Here is an 18553-nt window from a genome sequence, read left to right on the forward strand (position 1 = left end):
CTATACCCGCCTTCTCAGCCAGAGGTTGAGGAGGGAAAGGAGGAAAAGCCCGGGAAGCCCCACCACCCCGATGAGGAGGTCGTGGGTGCGCTCCACCAAAAGGAGGGATAGGCCCGCGATGGCGTTTAAGGTGCCGTGGAGGAGGGCTGCGGCCAATACCGAGCCTCCCTTTTCCCGCACCCAAAGGAGGACGGGGGTTAAGGCCAGGGTGAAGAGGATCATCATGGGAACCCCTAGAAGGGGCTCCCTGGGGTAGTTGTGGCCGGCCAGGATGAGGGGAGCGTGCCACAGGCCCCACCAGAAGCCGATCTCCAGGCTGGCGGGCCAGAAACCCCTTTCCCGGAGCCTTTCCCAAAGGTACCCCCGCCACATGAGCTCCTCCCCCAAGGCGGCCAGGAGGTTCACCGTGGCCCCCGCCACCAGGGCGGAGAGGATCAAGGCCAGGGGCAGGAGCCTCCAGAAGGCTTCGGGGATCCCTGGGGCGGCTTCCGGGGGGATGGTGGACCGGAGGGCATCCAAGCCCTGCCAGGCGCCAAAGGGGAGGCTCAAGGGGATGGAAAGGAGGGTGAGGGCCACGGGAAAGAGCCAGGCGAAAAGCCAGTAGGGGTTGGGCCTTAAGGCCAGGGGCAGGCGCAGCCCCTCCTTACGGGCCAGGTAGAGGGCCACCAGGCCGGGAATCCACATGTAAAGGAGGCTGAAGGCCAGGTAGGCAGGGGTATCCACCCTTCCGCCCCCCAGGTAAAAGGCTAAGAAGGCCCCCCAGGAAAGGCCCAGGGTCCAGAAGAGGGCTTGCATAAGCTTTTCCATTTTATCCCTCGAGGAGCCCTCGAGGGCCCTTGGCCCAGGCTCCGGGCCAAAGGGGCCCACTCCATTGGGCCATAATGGTGTTGCATGAAGGCCATGACCTTCTGGGTCAAGCCGCAAAGCTCCATTGAGGCCCTGCCCGAGGCCAAAGACCTGGTGCAGGACCTCTTGGAGCTCTTTTACGAGTACTTCCCCGAGTATGAAGGGTGCCTGGGTTTTTCCCAGTCCCCGAGGAGGCCCCGCTACCTCTTCCTCTACATGGAGGGGCCTTGTGGGGGGCTACTGCCCTCAGCGGCCCTTTTCCTAAAGGACTTGTTGCAAACCGCCTTCCCCGGAGCCGAGGTGAGGGTCTACGGCAAGCCCTGGCCCTAACGCCTCTTCTTAACGAGCCACTCCTCCTCCCGCACCCCCTCCCGGGCGTTCACCACCCGGGCTAGGACGAAGAGGAGGTCGGAAAGGCGGTTTAGGTAGCGGATAACCTCCGGGTTCACCGGCTCCTCCCGGCTTAGGGCCACCACCTTGCGCTCCGCTCGGCGGACCACGGTGCGGGCCAGGTGCAAGGCGGCCGCAGCCGGGTGCCCTCCCGGAAGGACGAAGCCCCGGAAGGGGGGGCTTTCCTCCATGTAGCGGTCAATGGCCTGCTCCAACCCCTCCACATCCTGGGTATCCATGCGGGCGATGTTTTTCTCGTATGGGCTTCCCATTCGGGTGGCCAGATCGGCCCCTAGGTCAAAGAGGGCGTTTTGGATGCGCTCCAGGAGGTCGTGGAGATCCAGATGCTCCCGGGGAAGGAGGCTTCGGGCTAGGCCCAAGGCGGAGTTGGCCTCGTCCACGGTGCCGTAGGCCTCCACCCGGGGATGGGCCTTCACCACCCGCTCCGCCCCATAAAGGCCGGTCTCCCCTGCGTCCCCGGTTTTGGTGTAGATCTTCATGGCCCCATTGTAGGGCCAAAAAACTGCCCCCGGGCTTTCCCGGGGGGTTTTGGCGGGCCCGAGAGGATTCGAACCCCTGACCTGCTGATCCGTAGTCAGCCGCTCTATCCAACTGAGCTACGGGCCCAAGCCGACCTCTAAGGTAGCATGGGGAAGCCTTTTTGTCAATAATGGCCTTGATGCGAGATAGGCGTTTGGAAGCCCATCTTCTTGCCCTTCTGAGGGAGGCTAGGACCCTCGAGGACCTCCACCTTCAGCTCCAACCCCTTCACCCTGGGCTTAGGAAGGCCACCCTCTTCGCCCTTCTGGTCCGGCTTGGGCGGGAAGGGAGGGTGGTCTTTCACCAGGGGCGCTTCAAGATAGCCCCTTAGGGGCTGACCTCAGCGAGGGAAGCGGAGGATGCGGACGTTTAGCCCATCGGAGAGCTGGACCTCAAACTCCCCCCCAGGGGGAAGGCTTGCCAAGGCGAACCGTACCTCCCCCGCCTGGTGCCAAAGGCCCAAGGCGGTACGGGTGCCATCAGGAGTCAGGTGGAAAAGGGAGAAATAGGGATAACCCTGGACCCTAGCCCAGAGGAAGCCTCCTTCTTCCCTTAACTCCACCTGGGGCTCGGCCTGGGGAAGCAAGGGGGGCGAGGTTTCCTTTAGGAGCTGGTTCCCCAAGTAGAGCCCCACCCAGGAGTACGCCTCTAGGGGTAGACGAGCCTGGAAGTGCAGAATGCCCTCGGAGTCCTTAAGGACTAATACCGGGGCTTCCCGAACTTCCCCAGAGGCCGTTTTGGCCTGAAGGCGGTGGGGGGAGGCCTCCCCTTCCGGCCAGGCGGCGACCCGAAGGGGTGGGTTGAGCACCACGCCCCCGTTCCCTATGCGTCCGGAAAAAAGAAGACCTTCCTCAGGTAAGGACAGGGGTTTTGGGGGAGAGGTTTCCAGGAAGCTTTGCGCTCCTTCGTAGGTGTAGTCGGAGATCCACTGGGGGCCGCAGTAGCTCATGAGGTCATAGTGCTGGCTGGGGTCCTTTAGGGATCCGTTGGCCAGATCGTAACCCCAGGTGCCGATCTTGCCGCCAGGGTAGGGATAGTTGGCATCCCCCGAGGTGCCGCAGGGAGCATGTTCCCGGTTGAAGTTATGCCCCAGCTCGTGGGCCATGACCGCAGGACCACTTTGGGCATAGTCCCAGCCTACCGCCACTGGGTAGCCTACATACCCGATTCCGGCGATACCTGAGGTGTAGGAAACCTTGACAAAGCCATAGTAGTAGCGCCCGCTTCCGTCGGTTTGGCGAAGGATGCGGAGCTCATCCAGAAGCTGGGCCCAGGCGTTCCCGTCGCCGGGGCTCAGGTTGCTGTTAAAGGTGTAGGGGGCGCGGGTGGAGGGGGAGATCTCCTTAAGGGGCCAGATGCGCCAAAGAGTTTGGCTGAAACCAGGTATTTGGGCTTGTTGCCCTTGATGGATTACCGGGACCACGGTCAAGTGGAGCACCGTGCCTGTACCCACGCTGGGGGCGAGGCTGAGGAGGTTGTCGGCCTCGTCGCTTTCCGCCACCTGGTCCTGGGGGTCGGCCTTGAGCTCCACCCGAAGCCCCGGGGCCACCCACCCTGGGGGCAGGGTGGCGGTGCAGGTGGTGGCCAGGTTTCCGGGGTCGGTGGCGGTGGGGATGGGGTTGGGACAGGTAAAGGTTAGGTTGCCCTGGAAGGTGCTTCCCTGGTACACAGCCCCCACCAGGGCATTGCTCAAGGAGATGGGGGAAGGGCTGGCCAGGAGGTGCACCCGGAGCAAGGCGGGCTTGCCCGCCACCAGGCGTAGCCCTTCCTTCAAGACCGTCTGGCCCCATTCCGCCTTGGCGATGCGCAGGTTGGGCGAGGAGGACGAAGAAACGGCCAAGTTCAGGCTGGCCGTTTTGCTGAGATTACCCCCCGTGGCAGTCATGGTTAGGACATAGTTCCCTGGGGGGGTGGCGGAACTGGTGCTCACCGTAACCGTCTGGGTCTGGGTACCGTTGATGTTCCAGGGATTCTGCTGGAAGCTGACCTGAACCCCTGATGGGGCCCCACTCACGCTCAGGTTTACCGTCCCCGTAAACCCGTTTTGGGGTGTGAGGGTGAGTTGCGTGGTGGCGATACCCCCCTGTTGGACCGTTAGGCTTGCAGGGTTCAGGGAAAGGCTGAAATCCGGTGGTACCGTCACTGTCAGGGTTAGGTTGGTCGTCTTGGTTAGGCCCCCGCTAGTGGCCTTAACCCTCAGGCTGTAGCTCCCCGTGGCCATTCCCTGGGCCACCCCTATCGTGAGGGTTTGGGTCATGGGGTTGGTGCCCGTAACGTTAAAACTGCTAGGACTCAACGTGATGCCGTTCGGGGCTGGGGAGCCGTTCTGCTGCTCCAGGGCGAGGTCCACCTGTCCCGTGAAGCCCCCTTGGGGGGTCAGGGTCAGGGTGGCGGTGCTGCTACCTCCTTGGGGGATTGATAGGCTTGTGGGGTTCAAGGAGATGCTGAAGTCCCCAGGCGGAGGGGAAGCCGTTACCGTTAGGGTCAGGTTGACGGTCTTGCTAAGGCTTCCCGAGGTGGCGGTGACGGTGATGGGGTAGGTGCCAGGGGTAACGGAGCCCGCTATGCTCACCGTCACCTGTTGGCTGTGGGTTCCAGAACCGGGGATGCTCCAGGGGCTTTGGAAGGCGAGGGCGATGCCGCTGGGAGCGTTGTGGCTCAAGTTAACGTTCCCCACAAAGTTTTGCGAGTAAAGGGTGAGGATCGCCGTCCCACTTTTCCCTTGCTGGAGGGTGAGGTCGCTGGGATTCACGGACAGGGTGAAGTCCGGCGGGGGTGTGGCGGAAGCTACCGTGAGGGTTAAGGGTGCTTCCCGCGTCAAGTTGCCCCCCGTTCCCTGGACGAAAAGGTTATAGGTGCCGGGGGCCAGAGAAGGGGAGGCCGCCAGCTCCAACATGGGAGCAGAGGGCACCGGGGTACTGGTGGGACTTAAGGCCACGCCAGGGAAGGGGTTTTTGTTCCCATCTACCAGGCTCAGGCTGATGGAGCCAGCATAGGAGCCATTCACGGCCAGGCGCACGTAAGCCCGGCCGCCTTGGGTCACGGTAAGAGAGGGGCTTTCCAAGGTCAGGGTGAAATCCCCCGCCGGAGCCTGGGTGACAGTCAGGCTAAGGTTGGCTTCGTGACTAATACCGTTTCCTGTGGCCCGGATTTTCACCGTGTGGTTGCCAATGGGAGAGAAGGTGCTGGCTGCTAGGGTAAGGGTTTGGGTTACAGTCCCTAGGCCGGGCACGTTTACGCTTCCAGGAGAGAGGGTCAAGCCCGAAGGAGCGTTCACCAAGGTCAGGCTTACGTTTCCGGAAAACCCGTTTTGGGGTGTTAGGGTTAGGGTGGCGCTTCCGCTAGCCCCTTGCTGCACCGTGAGGCTGGGGGGGTCCAGGGAAATGGTGAAGTCCGGAGCAGGGGGTGGTGCCTGTACGGTGAGGCTCAGGTTCGCCGTCCGGGTGAGGTTACCCGAGGTGGCCTTTACCCGCAGGGCGTAGGTGCCAGGCTGGACGTTCTGGGCCACCGCCACCGTTAGGTCCTGGGCCACGGGGTTAGGGTCCGCTACGTTCAGGCTGGTGGGGCTCAGGGTGAGGCCCTGGGGGGCCGGGGAGCCGTCCTGCCTCTCCAGGGTGAGGGTTACTGTTCCCGTAAACCCGTTCTGGGGAGTGAGGGTGAGGGTGATGGTTTGGCTTTGCCCTTGGGCAACGGAAAAGGAGGGGGGCTTTAGTTCAAGCTGAAGATCGCCAGTAGAGCGGTTGGGAAATAGGCCGGTGCAAGCCGCCAGGAGGAGTACCAGGACCACGGGGAGGGAAAGCCCTTTGCCCATTCTCATAACCCTAGCCGATACACGGGCCCTGGGGATGAGAAGTGCTATCCTGACCCTTAATGCGGCCGGGACTCGAGGCCAAGCGGCTGGTCATCAAGGTGGGGAGCGCGGTCCTAGCGGGGCCCGGGGGTCTGGATAGGGGGGTGATGGCGGAGATCGCCCGCCAAGTCCTGGCCCTCCGCCAGGAGGGGCGGGAGGTGGTCCTGGTCTCCTCGGGGGCGGTGGCGGCGGGGATGGCCGCTTTGGGCCTACCCCGCCCCCAGGACATGCCCACCAAGCAGGCCTTGGCCGCCACCGGCCAGCCCCTTCTCATGGCCCATTGGCGGGAGGCTTTCGCCCCTACCCCGGTGGCCCAGGTCCTCCTCACCGCCGAGGATCTGGCGAGCCGCGAGCGCTACCTGAACGCCAAGGCCACGCTCCAGGCCCTTTTGCGCCTTAGGGTGGTGCCCATCATCAACGAGAACGACACCGTGGCCTTCCAGGAGATCCGCTTCGGGGATAACGACCAGCTTTCCGCCCGGGTGGCGGCCTTGGTGGAGGCGGGGCTATTGGTGCTCCTTTCCGATGTGGACGCCCTTTATGAGGACGATCCCAAGAAAAACCCCAAGGCCCGGCCCATCCCGGAGGTGGAACGGGTGGAGCTGGTCCTGGACCACGCCGGGGAGGGAAACCCCCTGGGGAGTGGGGGGATGCGCTCCAAGCTCCTCGCCGCCCGCATCGCGGGCCGGGTGGGCATTCCCACCCTGCTCCTGCCCGGAAGGAGGCCTGGGGTGGTGCTGGAAGCCCTTCAGGGGATTCCTTTGGGCACCTACTTCCACGCCAAAAGGCGCTACCGGGGGCAGAGGGCCTGGCTCTATGGCCTCTTAAAGCCCAAGGGGGAGCTGGTCTTGGATGCTGGGGCGGTGCGGGCCCTTAGGGAAAGGGGGGCAAGCCTTTTACCTGCCGGCATCAAGGCGGTGCGGGGGCGGTTTGGCCGGGGGGAGGCGGTGCGCCTCCTCACTGAGGAGGGGGAGGAGGTGGGGGTGGGCCTGGCCAACTATGCCGCCGAGGAGGTGGAGCGCATCAAGGGGCATAGGAGCGGAGAGATAGAGGGCCTCTTGGGCTACCGCTACACCGAGGAGGTGGTCCACCGGGACCACCTGGTCCTAAAGGAGGCTAAGGAGGAGGTATGAGGGAGGAGGTATGGGCGTCCCTTAAGGACCTGGCGGAGGGGGCCCGGGCCCGGCTTCCGGAAATCGCCAAGGGAAACCGGGATGGGGCCCTTCTGGCCATGGCTCGGCTTCTGGAAGAGGCCTGGCCGGAGGTGCTAAGGGCTAACCGGGAGGACCTCGAGGAGGCCGAAAGGTCAGGGCTATCCCGGGCCAAGCTGGACCGGCTGGCCCTTAAGGATAAGGACCTACGGACCCTTACCGAGGGCCTTCGCCAAATCGCTGCCCTTCCCGACCCGCTGGGGCGGATTGAGGGGCTTAGCAAACGGCCCAACGGCCTAAGGGTGGGGAGGATGCGGGTTCCCTTGGGCCTCATCGGCTTCATCTACGAGGCCCGCCCGGGGGCCACGGTGGAGGCGGTTTCCGTGGCCTTGAAGGCGGGAAATGCCATGCTCCTTAGGGGGGGGAAGGAGGCCTTCCGCTCCAACCAGGCCCTGGTTTCCCTCTGGCACCGGGCCTTGTTTGAGGTGGGGTTGCCCCGGGAGGCGGTGAGCCTGGTGCCCACCACGGACCGGGAGGCCATCTTGGCCATGTGCCGCCTGGAGCTATTGGACCTCCTCATCCCCCGGGGTGGGGAGGAGCTCATCCGCCTGGTGCAAAGGGAGGCCCGGGTGCCGGTCTTGGCCCACGCCAAGGGGGTAAACCACCTTTACGTGGACCAAAAGGCGGACCTTTCCATGGCCCTGCGCCTGGCCCTGAACGGCAAGACGCAGCGCCCGGCGGTGTGCAACGCCCTCGAGGCCGTCCTGGTCCACGAGGCCGTGGCGGAAGCCTTCCTGCCCATGCTGGAAAAGGCCATGGGGGAAAAGGGGGTGGAGCTTCGGGCCTGCCCCAGGGCCCTTTCCCTCCTCCGGGGGGCGGTGCCCGCTCGGGAGGAGGAATGGGACCAAGAGTATCTGGACCTCATCCTTAGGGTGAAGGTGGTCTCGGGCTTGGATGAAGCCCTGGCCCACATCGCCCGGTACGGCTCCCGCCACACGGAGGCCATCTGCACCCAGGACCCTCATGCGGCCTGGCGCTTCCTGGAGGAGGTGGACGCCAGCCTGGTCCTTTGGAACGCCTCCACCCGTTTCAACGACGGCTTCCAGCTGGGCCTGGGGGCGGAGATCGGCATCAGCACCTCCAAGCTCCACGCCTACGGCCCCATGGGGCCCATGGAGCTCACCACCACCAAGTGGGTGGCCTTGGGGGAGGGACAAGAGCGGGAATGATGCCCTTTCCTCCCGTTTCGTTCTCCAAGCTCCGCCGAGATGACACCTATCGGCGGCCCTTTCCGGGGTTCCCACCCTGGCAGGGGCCTGGGTGGGTGGTATGAGCCCACCCTCCTGGCAAAGGGGGGTCCTGGGAAAGGCCTAATGGGCGGCATCCTGGTGGAGCTTTGGCACCGGGGAAAGGGGTGGTTCCTGAAGGGCGGGCTATGCTGAGGAAGGCTTTCCAACTTTACGCTCAAGCCCACGTGCCCTTTTTCGCCGCCGCCTTGGCCTACTACGCCCTCCTCTCCCTCATGCCCCTTCTTTTTCTTCTGGTGGGGGTCTTCGGTCTTTTTCTCTCAGGGAGCGAGGCCCTAAGGGAAGGATTTTTGGGAGGTGTGGAGGCCTTGGCGGAAGGCCTTTTCCCGGCCCGGCCCGAGCTGGCCCAGGATCTCTTGCGCTTCCTCACCCGGGGGGCCTTTCCCTTAACCCTTTTGAGCGCCCTTTTTCTCCTTTGGTCGGGGAGCAACTTCTTTGCCGCCTTGGGCTATGCCCTGGGGCTCATCTTCGGCCGGCCCCCTGGCCTTCGCCACCGCCTTTTGGGCCTCCTCATGCCGGTTCTTTTGGGCCTTGGCCTCATCCTCCTTTCCCTTTTGGGCTTGGCCTTGGGGTTTGTCCTCCGCTTCCTGCCCCCTGAGTGGCGGGGTTTCCTGGGGCCTTTTGAGGTCTTCCTGCCCCTTTTCCTGGCCTTTTTGCTCTTCCTTTTTGCCTACGCCTTTTTCCGCGGCCTAAAGGGGTTTCGTGGCCTTCTTCCCCTCAGCGTGGGGGCGGGGGTGGCGGCCCTCCTCTTTGAGGGGGTGCGGCTTGGTTTACCCAGGCTTCTTCCTCGCTCCCAATACGAGCTCTTCTATGGACCTTTGGCGGGGTTTGTCCTGGCGCTCTTAGGCCTCTACCTGGTGCTTTGGGTCTTCCTCCTGGGGGCGGTGGTGGCGAGGGTGGTGGAGGACTAGAGCACCCCACGTTTTTTTGCTGGGTTGCGGTATCATGTTGCCATGGCTCCGGCTAGGCTAGCCCCCTAAAGGGAAGGGGCCTGGCCGTCCCCTTCCCCTTGGGGAAGGGTTTTTTTGGGAGGAGACCCAGCATGGAGAGGTACAACCCGCACGCCATAGAGCCCAAATGGCAACGCTTCTGGAAGGAAAAGGGCTTCATGAAGGCTAGGGAGGCCCCGGGGAAAAGGGGAAAGCAGTACGTTTTGGTCATGTTCCCCTACCCCTCCGGCGACCTCCACATGGGCCACCTGAAGAACTACACCATGGGGGATGTCCTGGCCCGCTTCCGCAAGGTGCAGGGCTACGAGGTCCTGCACCCCATGGGCTGGGACGCCTTTGGCCTGCCGGCGGAGAACGCCGCCCTTAAGTTCGGCCTCCACCCCCGGGACTGGACCTACGAGAACATCCGCCAGGCCAAGGAGAGCCTCGAGCTCATGGGCATCCTCTACGACTGGGACCGGGAGGTGACCACCTGCGAGCCCGACTACTACCGCTTCAACCAGTGGATCTTCCTCAAGATGTGGGAAAAGGGCCTGGCCTACCGGGCTAAGGGCCTCGTCAACTGGTGCCCCAAGTGCCAGACGGTCTTGGCCAACGAGCAGGTGGTGGAGGGCCGATGCTGGCGGCACGAGGACACCCCGGTGGAGAAGCGGGAGCTGGAGCAGTGGTATCTGCGCATCACCGCCTATGCGGAAAGGCTCCTTCAGGACCTGGAGGGCCTGGACTGGCCGGAGAAGGTGAAGGCCATGCAGCGGGCCTGGATCGGCCGCTCCGAGGGGGCGGAGATACGGTTCCCCGTGGAGGGTGGGGAGGCCATCACCGTCTTCACCACCCGGCCCGATACCCTCTTCGGGGCCACCTTCATGGTCCTGGCCCCGGAGCACCCCCTTACCCTTCAGTTGGCCTCTCCGGAAAGGAGGGCCGAGGTGGAGGCCTATGTGGAGGCCGCCAAGCGCAAGACGGAGATCGAGCGCCAGGCGGAGGGCCGGGAGAAGACCGGGGTCTTTCTGGGGGCCTACGCCCTGAACCCGGCCACCGGGGAGCGGATTCCCATCTACACCGCGGACTATGTCCTCTATGGCTACGGCACCGGGGCCATCATGGCCGTGCCGGGGCACGACCAGAGGGACTTTGAGTTCGCCAAGAAGTTCGGCCTTCCCATCCGCAAGGTGATCGAGCGCCCGGAAAAGCCCTTGCCCGAGCCCTTGGAGGCCGCCTACGAGGAGCCCGGCATCATGGTGAACTCCGGGCCCTTTGATGGGCTGATGAGCGAGGAAGGCAAGAAGAAGGTCATCGCCTGGCTGGAGGAGAAGGGCCTGGGGAAGGCCAGGATCACCTACCGCCTTCGGGACTGGCTGATAAGCCGCCAGCGCTACTGGGGCACCCCCATCCCCATGGTCCACTGCGGGGCCTGCGGGGTGGTACCGGTCCCCGAGGAGGAGCTTCCCGTCCTCCTCCCCGACCTCAAGGACATAGAGGACATCCGCCCCAAGGGGAAAAGCCCCCTCGAGGCCCACCCCGAGTTCTACGAGACCACCTGCCCCAAGTGCGGTGGCCCCGCCAAGCGGGACACGGACACCATGGACACCTTCTTTGACTCCAGCTGGTACTACCTGCGCTACACCGACCCCAAAAACGACCGGCTTCCCTTTGACCCCGAAAAGGCCAACTTCTGGATGCCCGTGGACCAGTACATCGGCGGGGTGGAGCACGCGGTGCTCCACCTCCTCTATAGCCGCTTCTTCACCAAGTTCCTCCACGACCTGGGGATGGTGAAGGTGGAGGAGCCCTTCCAGGGGCTTTTCACCCAGGGCATGGTCCTGGCCTGGACGGATTTCGGCCCCGTGGAGGTGGAAGGGGAAAAGGTGCGCCTGCCCGAGGCCACCCGCATCCGCCTGGAGATCCCCGAAAAGGAGCTTTCCCTGGAGGAGGTGCGGAAGATGGGGGCCGAGCTCAGGCCCCACGAGGACGGCACTTTGCACTTCTGGAAGCCTGCGGTCATGAGCAAATCCAAGGGCAACGGGGTCATGGTGGGGCCCTTCGTGAAGGAGGAGGGGGCGGATATCGCCCGCATCACCATCCTTTTTGCCGCCCCTCCGGAGAACGAGATGGTCTGGACGGAAGAAGGGGTCCAGGGGGCCTGGCGCTTCCTAAACCGCGTCTGGCGCCGGGTGGCGGAGGACCGGGAGGCCCTTTTGGCCACCTCGGGCCGGTTTGCCGCCGAGGCCCTCGAGGGCCCCGACAAGGAGCTTTACGGGAAGCTTCACCAGACCCTCAAGAAGGTCACGGAGGACCTCGAGGCCTTGCGCTTCAACACCGCCATCGCCGCCCTCATGGAGCTTCTGAACGCCCTTTACGACTACCGCAAACTGCGGCCCGTAACCCCCCTCTACCGCACCGCCATCCGCTACTACCTGCAGATGCTCTTCCCCTTCGCCCCCCACATCGCCGAGGAGCTATGGCACTGGTTCTGGCCGGATAGCCTCTTTGAGGCGGGCTGGCCCGAGCTGGACGAGAAGGCCCTGGAAAAGGATGTGGTGGAGGTGGCGGTGCAGGTGAACGGCAGGGTGCGGGGAACCATCCTGATTCCCAAGGACGCTCCCCTGGAGGTGGCCAAGGCCGAGGCCCTCAAGGTGAGGAACATCCAAGCCCACCTGGAGGGGAAGGAGATCCTGAAGGAAATCTATGTCCCTGGCAGGATTCTCAACCTGGTAGTGCGGGGATAGGGAGGAGGAGCCGGGTGGGGACCACCTGGGCCACCTCCCCCTGGACGGGGGTGAGGAAGAACCCCTCTCCCCGGGTCCAGGCCAAAAGCCGGCCATAGCCCAGGAAGAACCCTTCCCCGTCCAGAAAACCATAGAGCCGGTCCCGCTCCTCGGGGTCCACCTCCAGGGGCAGGAGGCGGGCTTGGGCCCCCTGGAAGTGGGCAAGGAGCCGTTCCTGCCTGTTCTTTCGCCTCTGGGCCGCGGTCTTTCTGCGGGCCTCAGGCAAGGGCGGGACCAGGCGCACCCTTAGGTCCTTGCGCCAAGAAAGGGCCTCGTAAAAGGCCTCCCACCCCAGCACCAGAACCTCCGCCGGCCGGAGGGCTTCCACCTGCAAGAGGCGAAACTCAGGGTCCAGATAGCCATCGGTGTCGGCCACCGTGGGGCTTCCTGGGGGGATGAGCCGGGCCAGGCGCAAGGCCCCCACCACCGCCCGGGCCTCCACGCCCCTAGGGGAGAGGGCCCCCAGGAGGTAGCGGCGCAAGGGGGTGAGGGCTCCTTCCCGGTGGTGAAAGAGGGTAAAAGCCCCAGGTAAGGCCCCTTGCCCCGGGTCCAGGTCCAGGAGGTAGGCCTCCCCCAGCTTCGCCAAAAGCCTGAAGGCCAGGGTGGTCTTCCCTGCGTCCGTGGGGCCCGTGAGGAGGAGCATCCCCTTGAAGGTATCCCGGGAGGGCTTAGGGCGCCAGGGGCCTTCTGTGATGTAACGTATTTTTGCCTTTTCGCAAGAAAGTGATATACTGGCCCTACCATGGAGCTATGGTTTGAGGAAAGCCGGGAGGAGCGGGCGGTCTTGGGCCCCTTTCGCGAGTTCTTGCGGGCGGAGGTGGCCCCGGGGGCCGCGGAGAGGGACCGGACGGGGGCCTTTCCCTTTGAGCTGGTGGGGAAGCTGGCCCAGTTTGGCGTCTTCGGGGCCACGGTGCCCGAGGCCTATGGGGGGGCAGGGCTAACGAGCCGGCTTTTCGCCCGCATGGTGGAGGAGATCGCCTACTACGATGGGGCCTTGGCCCTCACCGTGGCCAGCCACAACTCCTTGGCCACGGGGCACATCCTCCTGGCGGGGAACGAGGAGCAGAAGAGGACCTTCCTACCCAAGCTGGCCTCGGGGGAGGCCCTGGGGGCCTGGGGGCTCACGGAGCCGGGGGCGGGGTCGGATGCCGCCGCCCTAAGGACCCGGGCGGAGGCGGTGGCCGGAGGGTATGTTCTGAACGGAACCAAGCAGTTCATCACCCAGGGGAGCGTGGCCGGGGTCTACGTGATCGTGGCCCGCACCGACCCCCCGCCAAGCCCGGAGAAGAAGCACCTGGGCATCTCCGCCTTCGCCTTCTTCCGCCCCGAGAGGGGCCTGCGCATCGGCCGCAAGGAGGAGAAGCTGGGCCTTGCGGCCTCCGACACCGCCCAGCTCCTCCTGGAGGACCTCTTTGTCCAGGAGGAAGGCCTTTTGGGGGAGCGGGGCAAGGGGTTTTACCACGTGCTTCAGGTGTTGGATGGGGGAAGGATTGGGATCGCCGCCATGGCGGTGGGCCTGGGGAGGGCGGCCTTGGACTATGCCCTGCGCTACGCCAAGGAGCGGGAGGCCTTCGGCAGGCCCATCGCCGAGTACCAGGGGGTTTCCTTCAAGCTGGCGGAGGCGGCCACGGAGCTGGAGGCGGCAAGGCTTCTTTACCTAAAGGCGGCGGAGCTTAAGGATGCGGGGAGGCCCTTTACCCTCGAGGCCGCCCAGGCCAAGTTCTTCGCCAGCGAGGTGGCGGTAAGGGCCTGCGACGAGGCCATCCAGGTCCTTGGGGGGTACGGCTACATCAAGGACTACCCCGTGGAGCGCTACTGGCGGGATGCCCGCCTAACCCGCATCGGGGAGGGGACCAGCGAGATCCTGAAGCTCATCATTGCCCGGCGCCTTCTAGCGTCGGTGTGAAGGTTAGGGTCTTGGGGGCCTTCAGGGCCAGCTGGCCGCAGGCCGCCCCCACGTCCTGCCCCCGGCTAAAGCGGATGGAGGTGGGAATCCCCTGGCGCCTCAGCTCCTCGGCGAAGGCCAGGATGCCGGGCCTGGGGGTGCCCTCCACCGGGGCCCCTTCCCATGGGTTAAAGGGGATCAGGTTCACGTGGGCGCTGATGCCCTTAAGGAGCTTGGCGAGAAGCCGGGCCTGCCAAGGGTGGTCATTTAGGCCCTTGAGGAGGGTGTATTCAAAGGTAACGCGCCTTTTGGTCTTGGCGTAGTAGTGGCGCACCGCCTTAAGGATCTCCGCCACGGAGTAGCGATGGGCGGTGGGGATGATCCTTCTTCTGGTTTCGTCGTCGGGGGCGTGGAGGGAAAGGGCAAGCCGCACCCCTAAGTCCTCCTCCGCCAGGCGGTAAATGCCCTTGGGGATGCCCACGGTGGAAAGGGTGATGCGCCTTGGGCTCATGGCCAGGCCCTTGGGGTGGAGCATGGTACGCACCGCCTTTAGCACGTTCTCCAGGTTCAAAAGGGGCTCCCCCATGCCCATGAGGACCACGTTGCGGATATCCCGGGGAGGGATGCCCTGGTGGTGGGCGATGGCCAGGAGCTGGGAGAGGATTTCCCCTGCCGTGAGGTTGCGGCCAAAGCCCAAGGCCCCGGTGGCGCAGAAGGTGCACCCGGCCGGGCAGCCCACCATGCTGGAGAGGCAGACGGTCTTGCGGTTCTCGTAGGGCATGTAGACCGCCTCGGTTTTCTTCCCGTCCAGCAGGGTGAAGAGGTACTTTACGCTTCTGTCCTGGCTTGGGTAGGCCTCCACCAAGGCGAACTCGGAGATGCGCCACTCCTGGGCCAAGGCCTCCCGGAGGGCCTTGGGCAGGTCGGTCATCTCGGAGAAGTCCAAAGCCCCCCGGGCATAGAGCCAGTGGGCGATCTGGGCCTTGCGGTAACCCTCACCGGGGAGCTCCTCGGGAAAGAGCTCCAAAATGGGCCTCATGCTACCCCCTCGTGGTTCTCCCAAAGCCTGGGGTGGGCCAGGCTGAGGTGGTCTCGCCGGTTCAGGGCCCCGGTGCCGGGTGCGGGTGCCTCCCCCACCGGGTAAGGGGCGGTTTCGTAGGGCCAGGGCCGCTCGGTCACCTTTCCATTGTAGGGGCTGGGAAAGGGTTGTGCCCAGGGGTCTCACCGTAACCGTCCATACCCTAGCCCCAAGCCCAGGAGGAGAAGGAGCACCCCCAAGGGCCGAGGTCGGGCGAGGATGCCAAGAAAGGCACCGAAAAGGAGAAGCCCAAGCCCCACCTTCTTGCGCCCTTGCCGGTAGGCCCGGCCCGAAAGGAACCCCAAAAGGAGGGGCAGGGCCCAAAGCGCCAGAAGGAGGAGGCCCAGGATGAAGGAAAAGGAAGCCATGGGTGGGGGGATTTTACCAGGGGAACCCCTGACGGCAAGGCCAGGGGGTGCTATAGCCGGTGTTCCTCTATGGAGAAGCCCTCCACCCAGAAGCTCCCGTCGGGGCGGTGTTCCTTTTTCCAGACGGGAAGGACCTGCTTCACCCGGTCTATGGCGTACTGGCAGGCGGCGAAGGCCTCCTTGCGGTGCCGGGCCGAGACCACGATGGCGATGGAGGCCTCCCCGGGGTCCACCCGGCCTAGGCGGTGCCAAAGGGCCACCCGGCCCAAGGGAAAGCGGGCCCGCATCTCCCCGATGATCTCCGCCATGACCTTCTCCGCCATCCCGGGGTAGGCCTCGTACTCCAAAAAGGCCACCTCCTCCCCCCGGTTGGGGCTCCGGGTGGTGCCGAGGAAGCTCACCACCGCCCCGTACTCGGGAGCCGTGGCCCAGTCCACCAGGGCCTTTAGGTCCAAGGGGTCGTGGGTGAGGCCAAAGGAGTCCTGCCCTCCGGAAACCGGGGGCAAAAAGGCCACCTCGTCCCCTTCCTTTAGGGGGGTCTCCCCTTGGGCCAGGGTCTGGTTCACTGCCGCCATGCCGCCATCCAACCTTAGGCTGGGGAAGCGCTCCTCCAAAGCTTCCTTGGCGTGCCGCACCTGGGCGCCTTCGGGCAAGTCCAGGAATAGGCGGTCGGTGCCCGCCTGTTCCCGGTAAAGGGCAAAAAGCCGCACTTCAACCCGCATGCTGTCCAGTATAGACCTGGCTGAGGCTCGAGGCCACAGAAAGGGCCTCGAGGTAGCGCATGCGCATGGGCCCTAAAAGCACGATCTCCCCCAACCACTCCCCCCGGGCGAAGCCCGCCTGCACCTGGGCCAGGCCCTCCACCTCCCCCACCCGCACGTCCACCCGGCCGGGAGGGGTCAGGACCGCCTCATCCCCCCCTGCCTCGTAAAGGGCCACCAGCCGCTCCAGAAATCCCGGGTCCTTGGCCTCCGGTTCCTTTAAGGCCTCGGCCAGGCCCTCCCGGTAGACCAGGGAGAGGCCTACGGAGAGGGCCCGGGAGAGGTGGGCGAAGAGCTCCTCCAGGCCCTTGGGGGCCTGGGACAGGGCAAGAAAGGGCCTGGAGAGGGCCTCTTCCGCCTGCTTGAGGCGGTCTGGGGGGAGGGAGAGGGGAAGCCGGGTTTCCTTTACCCTCCCTCCCTCCAGGATGAACACCGCCAAGGTGCCCTCCGGCAGGGGGGAGAGGTGGACCTGGAGCACATGAGGGGCCTTCCGAAGCCTCAGGCGCAAAAGGGCGGGGTAGCCGGATAGCCCCACGGCCAGCTTCACCAGGAAGGCCTCGGGTTCCCTGGCCCCTTCCAGAGCCCGTCGGATCCTCTCCTGGATGGCTTCGGGAAGGGGCTTGGGGGGGAGGAGGGAAAGGGAGTACTGGCGGAAGGCCAGCCGGGTGGGTACCCTCCCGGCAGAGGGGTGGGGCTTGGAAAGGTAGCCCATCTCCTCGAGGGCGATGAGCTCGTAGCGGGCCAGGGTGGGGGAGAGCCCCAGGCCCTCGGCCAGCCTTGCCGAGGGCACCGGGGCTTTGGTCTTGATGTATTCCTCCACCAGGAGGTGGAGAAGGGCCCGCTGCCTGGCCGTCACACCTTTATTGTACCGGGGTCACGGCGGCCTGGTCCTCCTCCCCGGTGCGGATGCGGTAGACCTTCTCCACCGGCAGGACGAAGATCTTCCCGTCCCCAACCTCCCCGGTGCGGGCGGCTTTGAGGATGGCCTCCACCGTGGGCCTTACAAAGGGCTCGGACACCCCGATCTCCAGGCGCACCTTCTCGTGCAGGGCCATCTTCACCGTGGTCCCCCGGTAGGTTTCCACCTTTTCCGTCTCCCCTCCGTGCCCCTGGATGCGGCTTAGGGAAAGCCCCCGCACCTCGGCCTGGAATAGGGCTTCCAGGACGTCCCGGAGCTTTTCCGGACGGATGATGGCCACGATGAGCTTCATGCCCTACCCCCTAGGGGTTTGAGGGCTTTGGGGCCGGATTCGGAAAGCACCAAAATGGCCCCCTCGCCCTCCGCATAAGCCTCCTCGCCGTGCTGGGTCACGTCCAGGCCCGTCCCCTCTTCCTGGAAGCTGGCCCGCAAGGGGGTGAGCAGGCCGGTGAGTTTAAGGAGAAGGAAGGTACCCACCGCGGAGTAGGCCACCGCCACCCCCACCGCCAGGGCCTGCAGGAAGAACTGGTGGGGATTGCCGAAAAGAAGGCCATCGGCCACCCCGTTCCAGGCCTTCTCCGCCAGAAGACCGGTTAGGAGGGCGCCGGTGGTGCCGGCGATCCCGTGGGCTCCGAAGACGTCCAAGGAGTCATCCAGCCGCGTCCGGGGCCGCCAGAGCAAGAAGAAATAGCTGGGTAGGGCGCTCACCGCTCCCAGCACCAGGGCCGACAAGGGGGAGACGAACCCCGCCGCCGGGGTGATGGCCACCAGCCCCACCACGATGGCCGTGGCCACGCCCACCGCCGTGGCCTTACCCGTGCGCAAGAGGTCCAAAAGGACCCAGACCGCCAGGGTGGCAGCGGGGGCCAGAAGGGTGTTCACGAAGGCCAAAGCGGCCAAGGCCCCGGAACCCAGGGCACTCCCCCCGTTAAACCCGAACCAACCGAACCAGAGCAAGGCGGCCCCCAGGAGCACGAAGGGAACGTTGTGGGGCAGGATGGCCTGGCGGCCATAGTCCTTCCGGGCTCCCAGGACCAAGGCCCCCACCAAAGCGGCCACGCCGGCGTTGATGTGCACCACCGTACCCCCGGCGAAGTCCAAGGCCCCTAAGGCTCCCAAAAACCCCCCGCCCCAGACCCAGTGGGCCAAAGGAGCGTAGACCAGAAGCCCCCAAAGGCTTAAAAAGAGGAGCAAAGCGGGGAAGCGCAGCCGTTCCACCAGGCCGCCGGTGAGGAGGGCGGCGGTGATGATGGCGAAGGTGCCCTGGAAGGCCATGAAGAGGAGGTGGGGGATCTCCCCCTTGGCCTCGAGGCCCACCCCCTGCAGGAAGAGGTGCCTCAGGCTTCCAATCCAGGCCCCCCCCTCGGCAAAGGCTAGGCTGTATCCCAGCAAGGCCCAGCCCACGCCCACGAACCCCAAGGCGGCGAAGCTCATCATCATGGTGTTCAAGGCGTTTTTGCTCCGCACCAAGCCCCCGTAGAAGAAGGCCAAAGCTGGGGTCATGAGGAGTACCAGGGCTGTGGAGACCAGCATCCAGGCCGTGGCAGCCCCGTCTACCCCCGCCGCCAAGGCCAGTCCCGAGAACCCGCTTAACGCTGCCGCTAGGGTTTTGCGCATCGCCCATCACCCCCTTAGGGGTGAGGGTAGCACGGGCAGTGCATCATGTCAAGCTTAAGTGTGACAATATGCGAATACTATCGGTACATGCATAGCTAAAAGGGCATACTTAGTGCATATCGTTAT

The 18553-nt window shown here is 64.9% G+C and carries 18 protein-coding genes and 1 tRNA gene; 7 read left to right on the top strand and 12 right to left on the bottom strand.

The genetic code is table 11. The features are described 5' to 3' along the window. Positions 1 to 795 carry a CPBP family intramembrane glutamic endopeptidase gene (locus L0D18_RS06080; protein ID WP_243028091.1) on the bottom strand — a complete coding sequence of 265 codons (795 nt, stop codon included), beginning with the start codon at positions 793 to 795 and terminating at the stop codon, positions 1 to 3. 96 nt (positions 796 to 891) lie between these two features. Here L0D18_RS06080 and L0D18_RS06085 point away from each other — a divergent pair, with 96 nt between their 5' ends. Continuing rightward, the gene (locus tag L0D18_RS06085; protein WP_243027987.1) at positions 892 to 1176 is read left to right on the top strand and encodes a hypothetical protein; all 285 of its coding nucleotides are present in this window, start codon (positions 892 to 894) and stop codon (positions 1174 to 1176) included. Here L0D18_RS06085 and L0D18_RS06090 read toward each other — a convergent pair. Together L0D18_RS06090 and L0D18_RS06095 are read right to left on the bottom strand one after the other, a co-directional pair. After that, complete coding sequence (locus L0D18_RS06090) at positions 1173 to 1736, bottom strand: cob(I)yrinic acid a,c-diamide adenosyltransferase (RefSeq protein WP_243027988.1); 564 nt, start codon at positions 1734 to 1736, stop codon at positions 1173 to 1175. The two genes, L0D18_RS06085 and L0D18_RS06090, sit on opposite strands and share 4 nt — an antisense overlap. Positions 1737 to 1786: 50 nt before the next feature. Next, positions 1787 to 1863, bottom strand: a tRNA-Arg gene (locus L0D18_RS06095). Positions 1864 to 1915: 52 nt separating this feature from the next. Here L0D18_RS06095 and L0D18_RS06100 point away from each other — a divergent pair. Beyond that, entirely contained in the window at positions 1916 to 2107 is a 192-nt protein-coding gene (locus L0D18_RS06100; protein WP_423247898.1) for a hypothetical protein, read from the top strand. A gap of 9 nt (positions 2108 to 2116) precedes the next feature. On the opposite strand, the gene L0D18_RS06105 is transcribed toward L0D18_RS06100, so the two are convergent. After that, positions 2117 to 5593 carry a hypothetical protein gene (locus L0D18_RS06105; protein WP_243027990.1) on the bottom strand — a complete coding sequence of 1159 codons (3477 nt, stop codon included), beginning with the start codon at positions 5591 to 5593 and terminating at the stop codon, positions 2117 to 2119. Positions 5594 to 5646: 53 nt separating this feature from the next. On the opposite strand from L0D18_RS06105, the gene proB reads away from it, so the two are divergent. The 4 genes from proB to leuS all read left to right on the top strand — a co-directional run bounded on the left by proB (position 5647) and on the right by leuS (position 11760). Next, positions 5647 to 6759: a glutamate 5-kinase gene (gene proB / locus L0D18_RS06110; protein ID WP_243027991.1), complete on the top strand. Its 1113-nt coding sequence runs from the start codon at positions 5647 to 5649 to the stop codon at positions 6757 to 6759. Continuing rightward, positions 6756 to 8006 carry a glutamate-5-semialdehyde dehydrogenase gene (locus L0D18_RS06115; RefSeq protein ID WP_243027992.1) on the top strand — a complete coding sequence of 417 codons (1251 nt, stop codon included), beginning with the start codon at positions 6756 to 6758 and terminating at the stop codon, positions 8004 to 8006. The genes proB and L0D18_RS06115 overlap by 4 nt, the downstream gene beginning before the upstream one ends. Before the next feature lie 206 nt (positions 8007 to 8212). After that, the gene (locus L0D18_RS06120) at positions 8213 to 8995 is read left to right on the top strand and encodes a YhjD/YihY/BrkB family envelope integrity protein (RefSeq protein WP_243027993.1); all 783 of its coding nucleotides are present in this window, start codon (positions 8213 to 8215) and stop codon (positions 8993 to 8995) included. Positions 8996 to 9126: 131 nt separating this feature from the next. Then, the gene (leuS, locus tag L0D18_RS06125; RefSeq protein WP_243027994.1) at positions 9127 to 11760 is read left to right on the top strand and encodes a leucine--tRNA ligase; all 2634 of its coding nucleotides are present in this window, start codon (positions 9127 to 9129) and stop codon (positions 11758 to 11760) included. Here leuS and L0D18_RS06130 read toward each other — a convergent pair. Then, entirely contained in the window at positions 11738 to 12442 is a 705-nt protein-coding gene (locus L0D18_RS06130; RefSeq protein WP_243027995.1) for a Clp1/GlmU family protein, read from the bottom strand. The two genes, leuS and L0D18_RS06130, sit on opposite strands and share 23 nt — an antisense overlap. 99 nt (positions 12443 to 12541) lie before the next feature. On the opposite strand from L0D18_RS06130, the gene L0D18_RS06135 reads away from it, so the two are divergent. Beyond that, positions 12542 to 13705 (top strand): acyl-CoA dehydrogenase family protein, encoded by a 1164-nt coding sequence (locus tag L0D18_RS06135; protein WP_243027996.1) that lies wholly within the window; start codon positions 12542 to 12544, stop codon positions 13703 to 13705. Here L0D18_RS06135 and rlmN read toward each other — a convergent pair. The 7 genes from rlmN to L0D18_RS06170 are packed head-to-tail and all read right to left on the bottom strand — an operon-like array spanning position 13674 to position 18427. After that, positions 13674 to 14723, bottom strand: coding sequence for a dual-specificity RNA methyltransferase RlmN (rlmN, locus tag L0D18_RS06140; RefSeq protein ID WP_243027997.1), 1050 nt, complete (start codon positions 14721 to 14723; stop codon positions 13674 to 13676). The genes L0D18_RS06135 and rlmN overlap by 32 nt on opposite strands. Beyond that, complete coding sequence (locus tag L0D18_RS06145) at positions 14720 to 14863, bottom strand: hypothetical protein (RefSeq protein WP_243027998.1); 144 nt, start codon at positions 14861 to 14863, stop codon at positions 14720 to 14722. The genes rlmN and L0D18_RS06145 overlap by 4 nt, the downstream gene beginning before the upstream one ends. A 42-nt stretch (positions 14864 to 14905) precedes the next feature. Then, the gene (locus L0D18_RS06150) at positions 14906 to 15130 is read right to left on the bottom strand and encodes a hypothetical protein (RefSeq protein ID WP_243027999.1); all 225 of its coding nucleotides are present in this window, start codon (positions 15128 to 15130) and stop codon (positions 14906 to 14908) included. A 50-nt stretch (positions 15131 to 15180) separates the two neighbouring features. Continuing rightward, positions 15181 to 15852, bottom strand: coding sequence for a molybdopterin converting factor subunit 1 (moaD, locus tag L0D18_RS06155; protein WP_243028000.1), 672 nt, complete (start codon positions 15850 to 15852; stop codon positions 15181 to 15183). Continuing rightward, positions 15842 to 16747: an HrcA family transcriptional regulator gene (locus L0D18_RS06160; RefSeq protein WP_243028001.1), complete on the bottom strand. Its 906-nt coding sequence runs from the start codon at positions 16745 to 16747 to the stop codon at positions 15842 to 15844. The genes moaD and L0D18_RS06160 overlap by 11 nt, the downstream gene beginning before the upstream one ends. 4 nt (positions 16748 to 16751) lie before the next feature. Further along, positions 16752 to 17102, bottom strand: coding sequence for a P-II family nitrogen regulator (locus L0D18_RS06165; protein ID WP_243028002.1), 351 nt, complete (start codon positions 17100 to 17102; stop codon positions 16752 to 16754). Further along, the gene (locus L0D18_RS06170) at positions 17099 to 18427 is read right to left on the bottom strand and encodes an ammonium transporter (protein WP_243028003.1); all 1329 of its coding nucleotides are present in this window, start codon (positions 18425 to 18427) and stop codon (positions 17099 to 17101) included. Before L0D18_RS06170 ends, L0D18_RS06165 begins: the two co-directional genes overlap by 4 nt. Positions 18428 to 18553 lie beyond the last annotated feature (126 nt).

The sequence above is a fragment of the Thermus albus genome, from assembly GCF_022760855.1.
GTDB classification, from domain to species: Bacteria; Deinococcota; Deinococci; order Deinococcales; family Thermaceae; genus Thermus; species Thermus albus.

What these genes read in the sequence shown, in the direction of transcription:
- L0D18_RS06080 (WP_243028091.1), bottom strand. Translation starts at nt 795, where the DNA reads ATGCAAGCCCTCTTCTGGACCCTGGGCCTTTCCTGGGGGGCCTTCTTA.
- L0D18_RS06085 (WP_243027987.1), top strand. Translation starts at nt 892, where the DNA reads ATGAAGGCCATGACCTTCTGGGTCAAGCCGCAAAGCTCCATTGAGGCC.
- L0D18_RS06090 (WP_243027988.1), bottom strand. Translation starts at nt 1,736, where the DNA reads ATGAAGATCTACACCAAAACCGGGGACGCAGGGGAGACCGGCCTTTAT.
- L0D18_RS06100 (WP_423247898.1), top strand. Translation starts at nt 1,916, where the DNA reads ATGCGAGATAGGCGTTTGGAAGCCCATCTTCTTGCCCTTCTGAGGGAG.
- L0D18_RS06105 (WP_243027990.1), bottom strand. Translation starts at nt 5,593, where the DNA reads ATGAGAATGGGCAAAGGGCTTTCCCTCCCCGTGGTCCTGGTACTCCTC.
- proB (WP_243027991.1), top strand. Translation starts at nt 5,647, where the DNA reads ATGCGGCCGGGACTCGAGGCCAAGCGGCTGGTCATCAAGGTGGGGAGC.
- L0D18_RS06115 (WP_243027992.1), top strand. Translation starts at nt 6,756, where the DNA reads ATGAGGGAGGAGGTATGGGCGTCCCTTAAGGACCTGGCGGAGGGGGCC.
- L0D18_RS06120 (WP_243027993.1), top strand. Translation starts at nt 8,213, where the DNA reads ATGCTGAGGAAGGCTTTCCAACTTTACGCTCAAGCCCACGTGCCCTTT.
- leuS (WP_243027994.1), top strand. Translation starts at nt 9,127, where the DNA reads ATGGAGAGGTACAACCCGCACGCCATAGAGCCCAAATGGCAACGCTTC.
- L0D18_RS06130 (WP_243027995.1), bottom strand. Translation starts at nt 12,442, where the DNA reads ATGCTCCTCCTCACGGGCCCCACGGACGCAGGGAAGACCACCCTGGCC.
- L0D18_RS06135 (WP_243027996.1), top strand. Translation starts at nt 12,542, where the DNA reads ATGGAGCTATGGTTTGAGGAAAGCCGGGAGGAGCGGGCGGTCTTGGGC.
- rlmN (WP_243027997.1), bottom strand. Translation starts at nt 14,723, where the DNA reads ATGAGGCCCATTTTGGAGCTCTTTCCCGAGGAGCTCCCCGGTGAGGGT.
- L0D18_RS06150 (WP_243027999.1), bottom strand. Translation starts at nt 15,130, where the DNA reads ATGGCTTCCTTTTCCTTCATCCTGGGCCTCCTCCTTCTGGCGCTTTGG.
- moaD (WP_243028000.1), bottom strand. Translation starts at nt 15,852, where the DNA reads ATGCGGGTTGAAGTGCGGCTTTTTGCCCTTTACCGGGAACAGGCGGGC.
- L0D18_RS06165 (WP_243028002.1), bottom strand. Translation starts at nt 17,102, where the DNA reads ATGAAGCTCATCGTGGCCATCATCCGTCCGGAAAAGCTCCGGGACGTC.
- L0D18_RS06170 (WP_243028003.1), bottom strand. Translation starts at nt 18,427, where the DNA reads ATGCGCAAAACCCTAGCGGCAGCGTTAAGCGGGTTCTCGGGACTGGCC.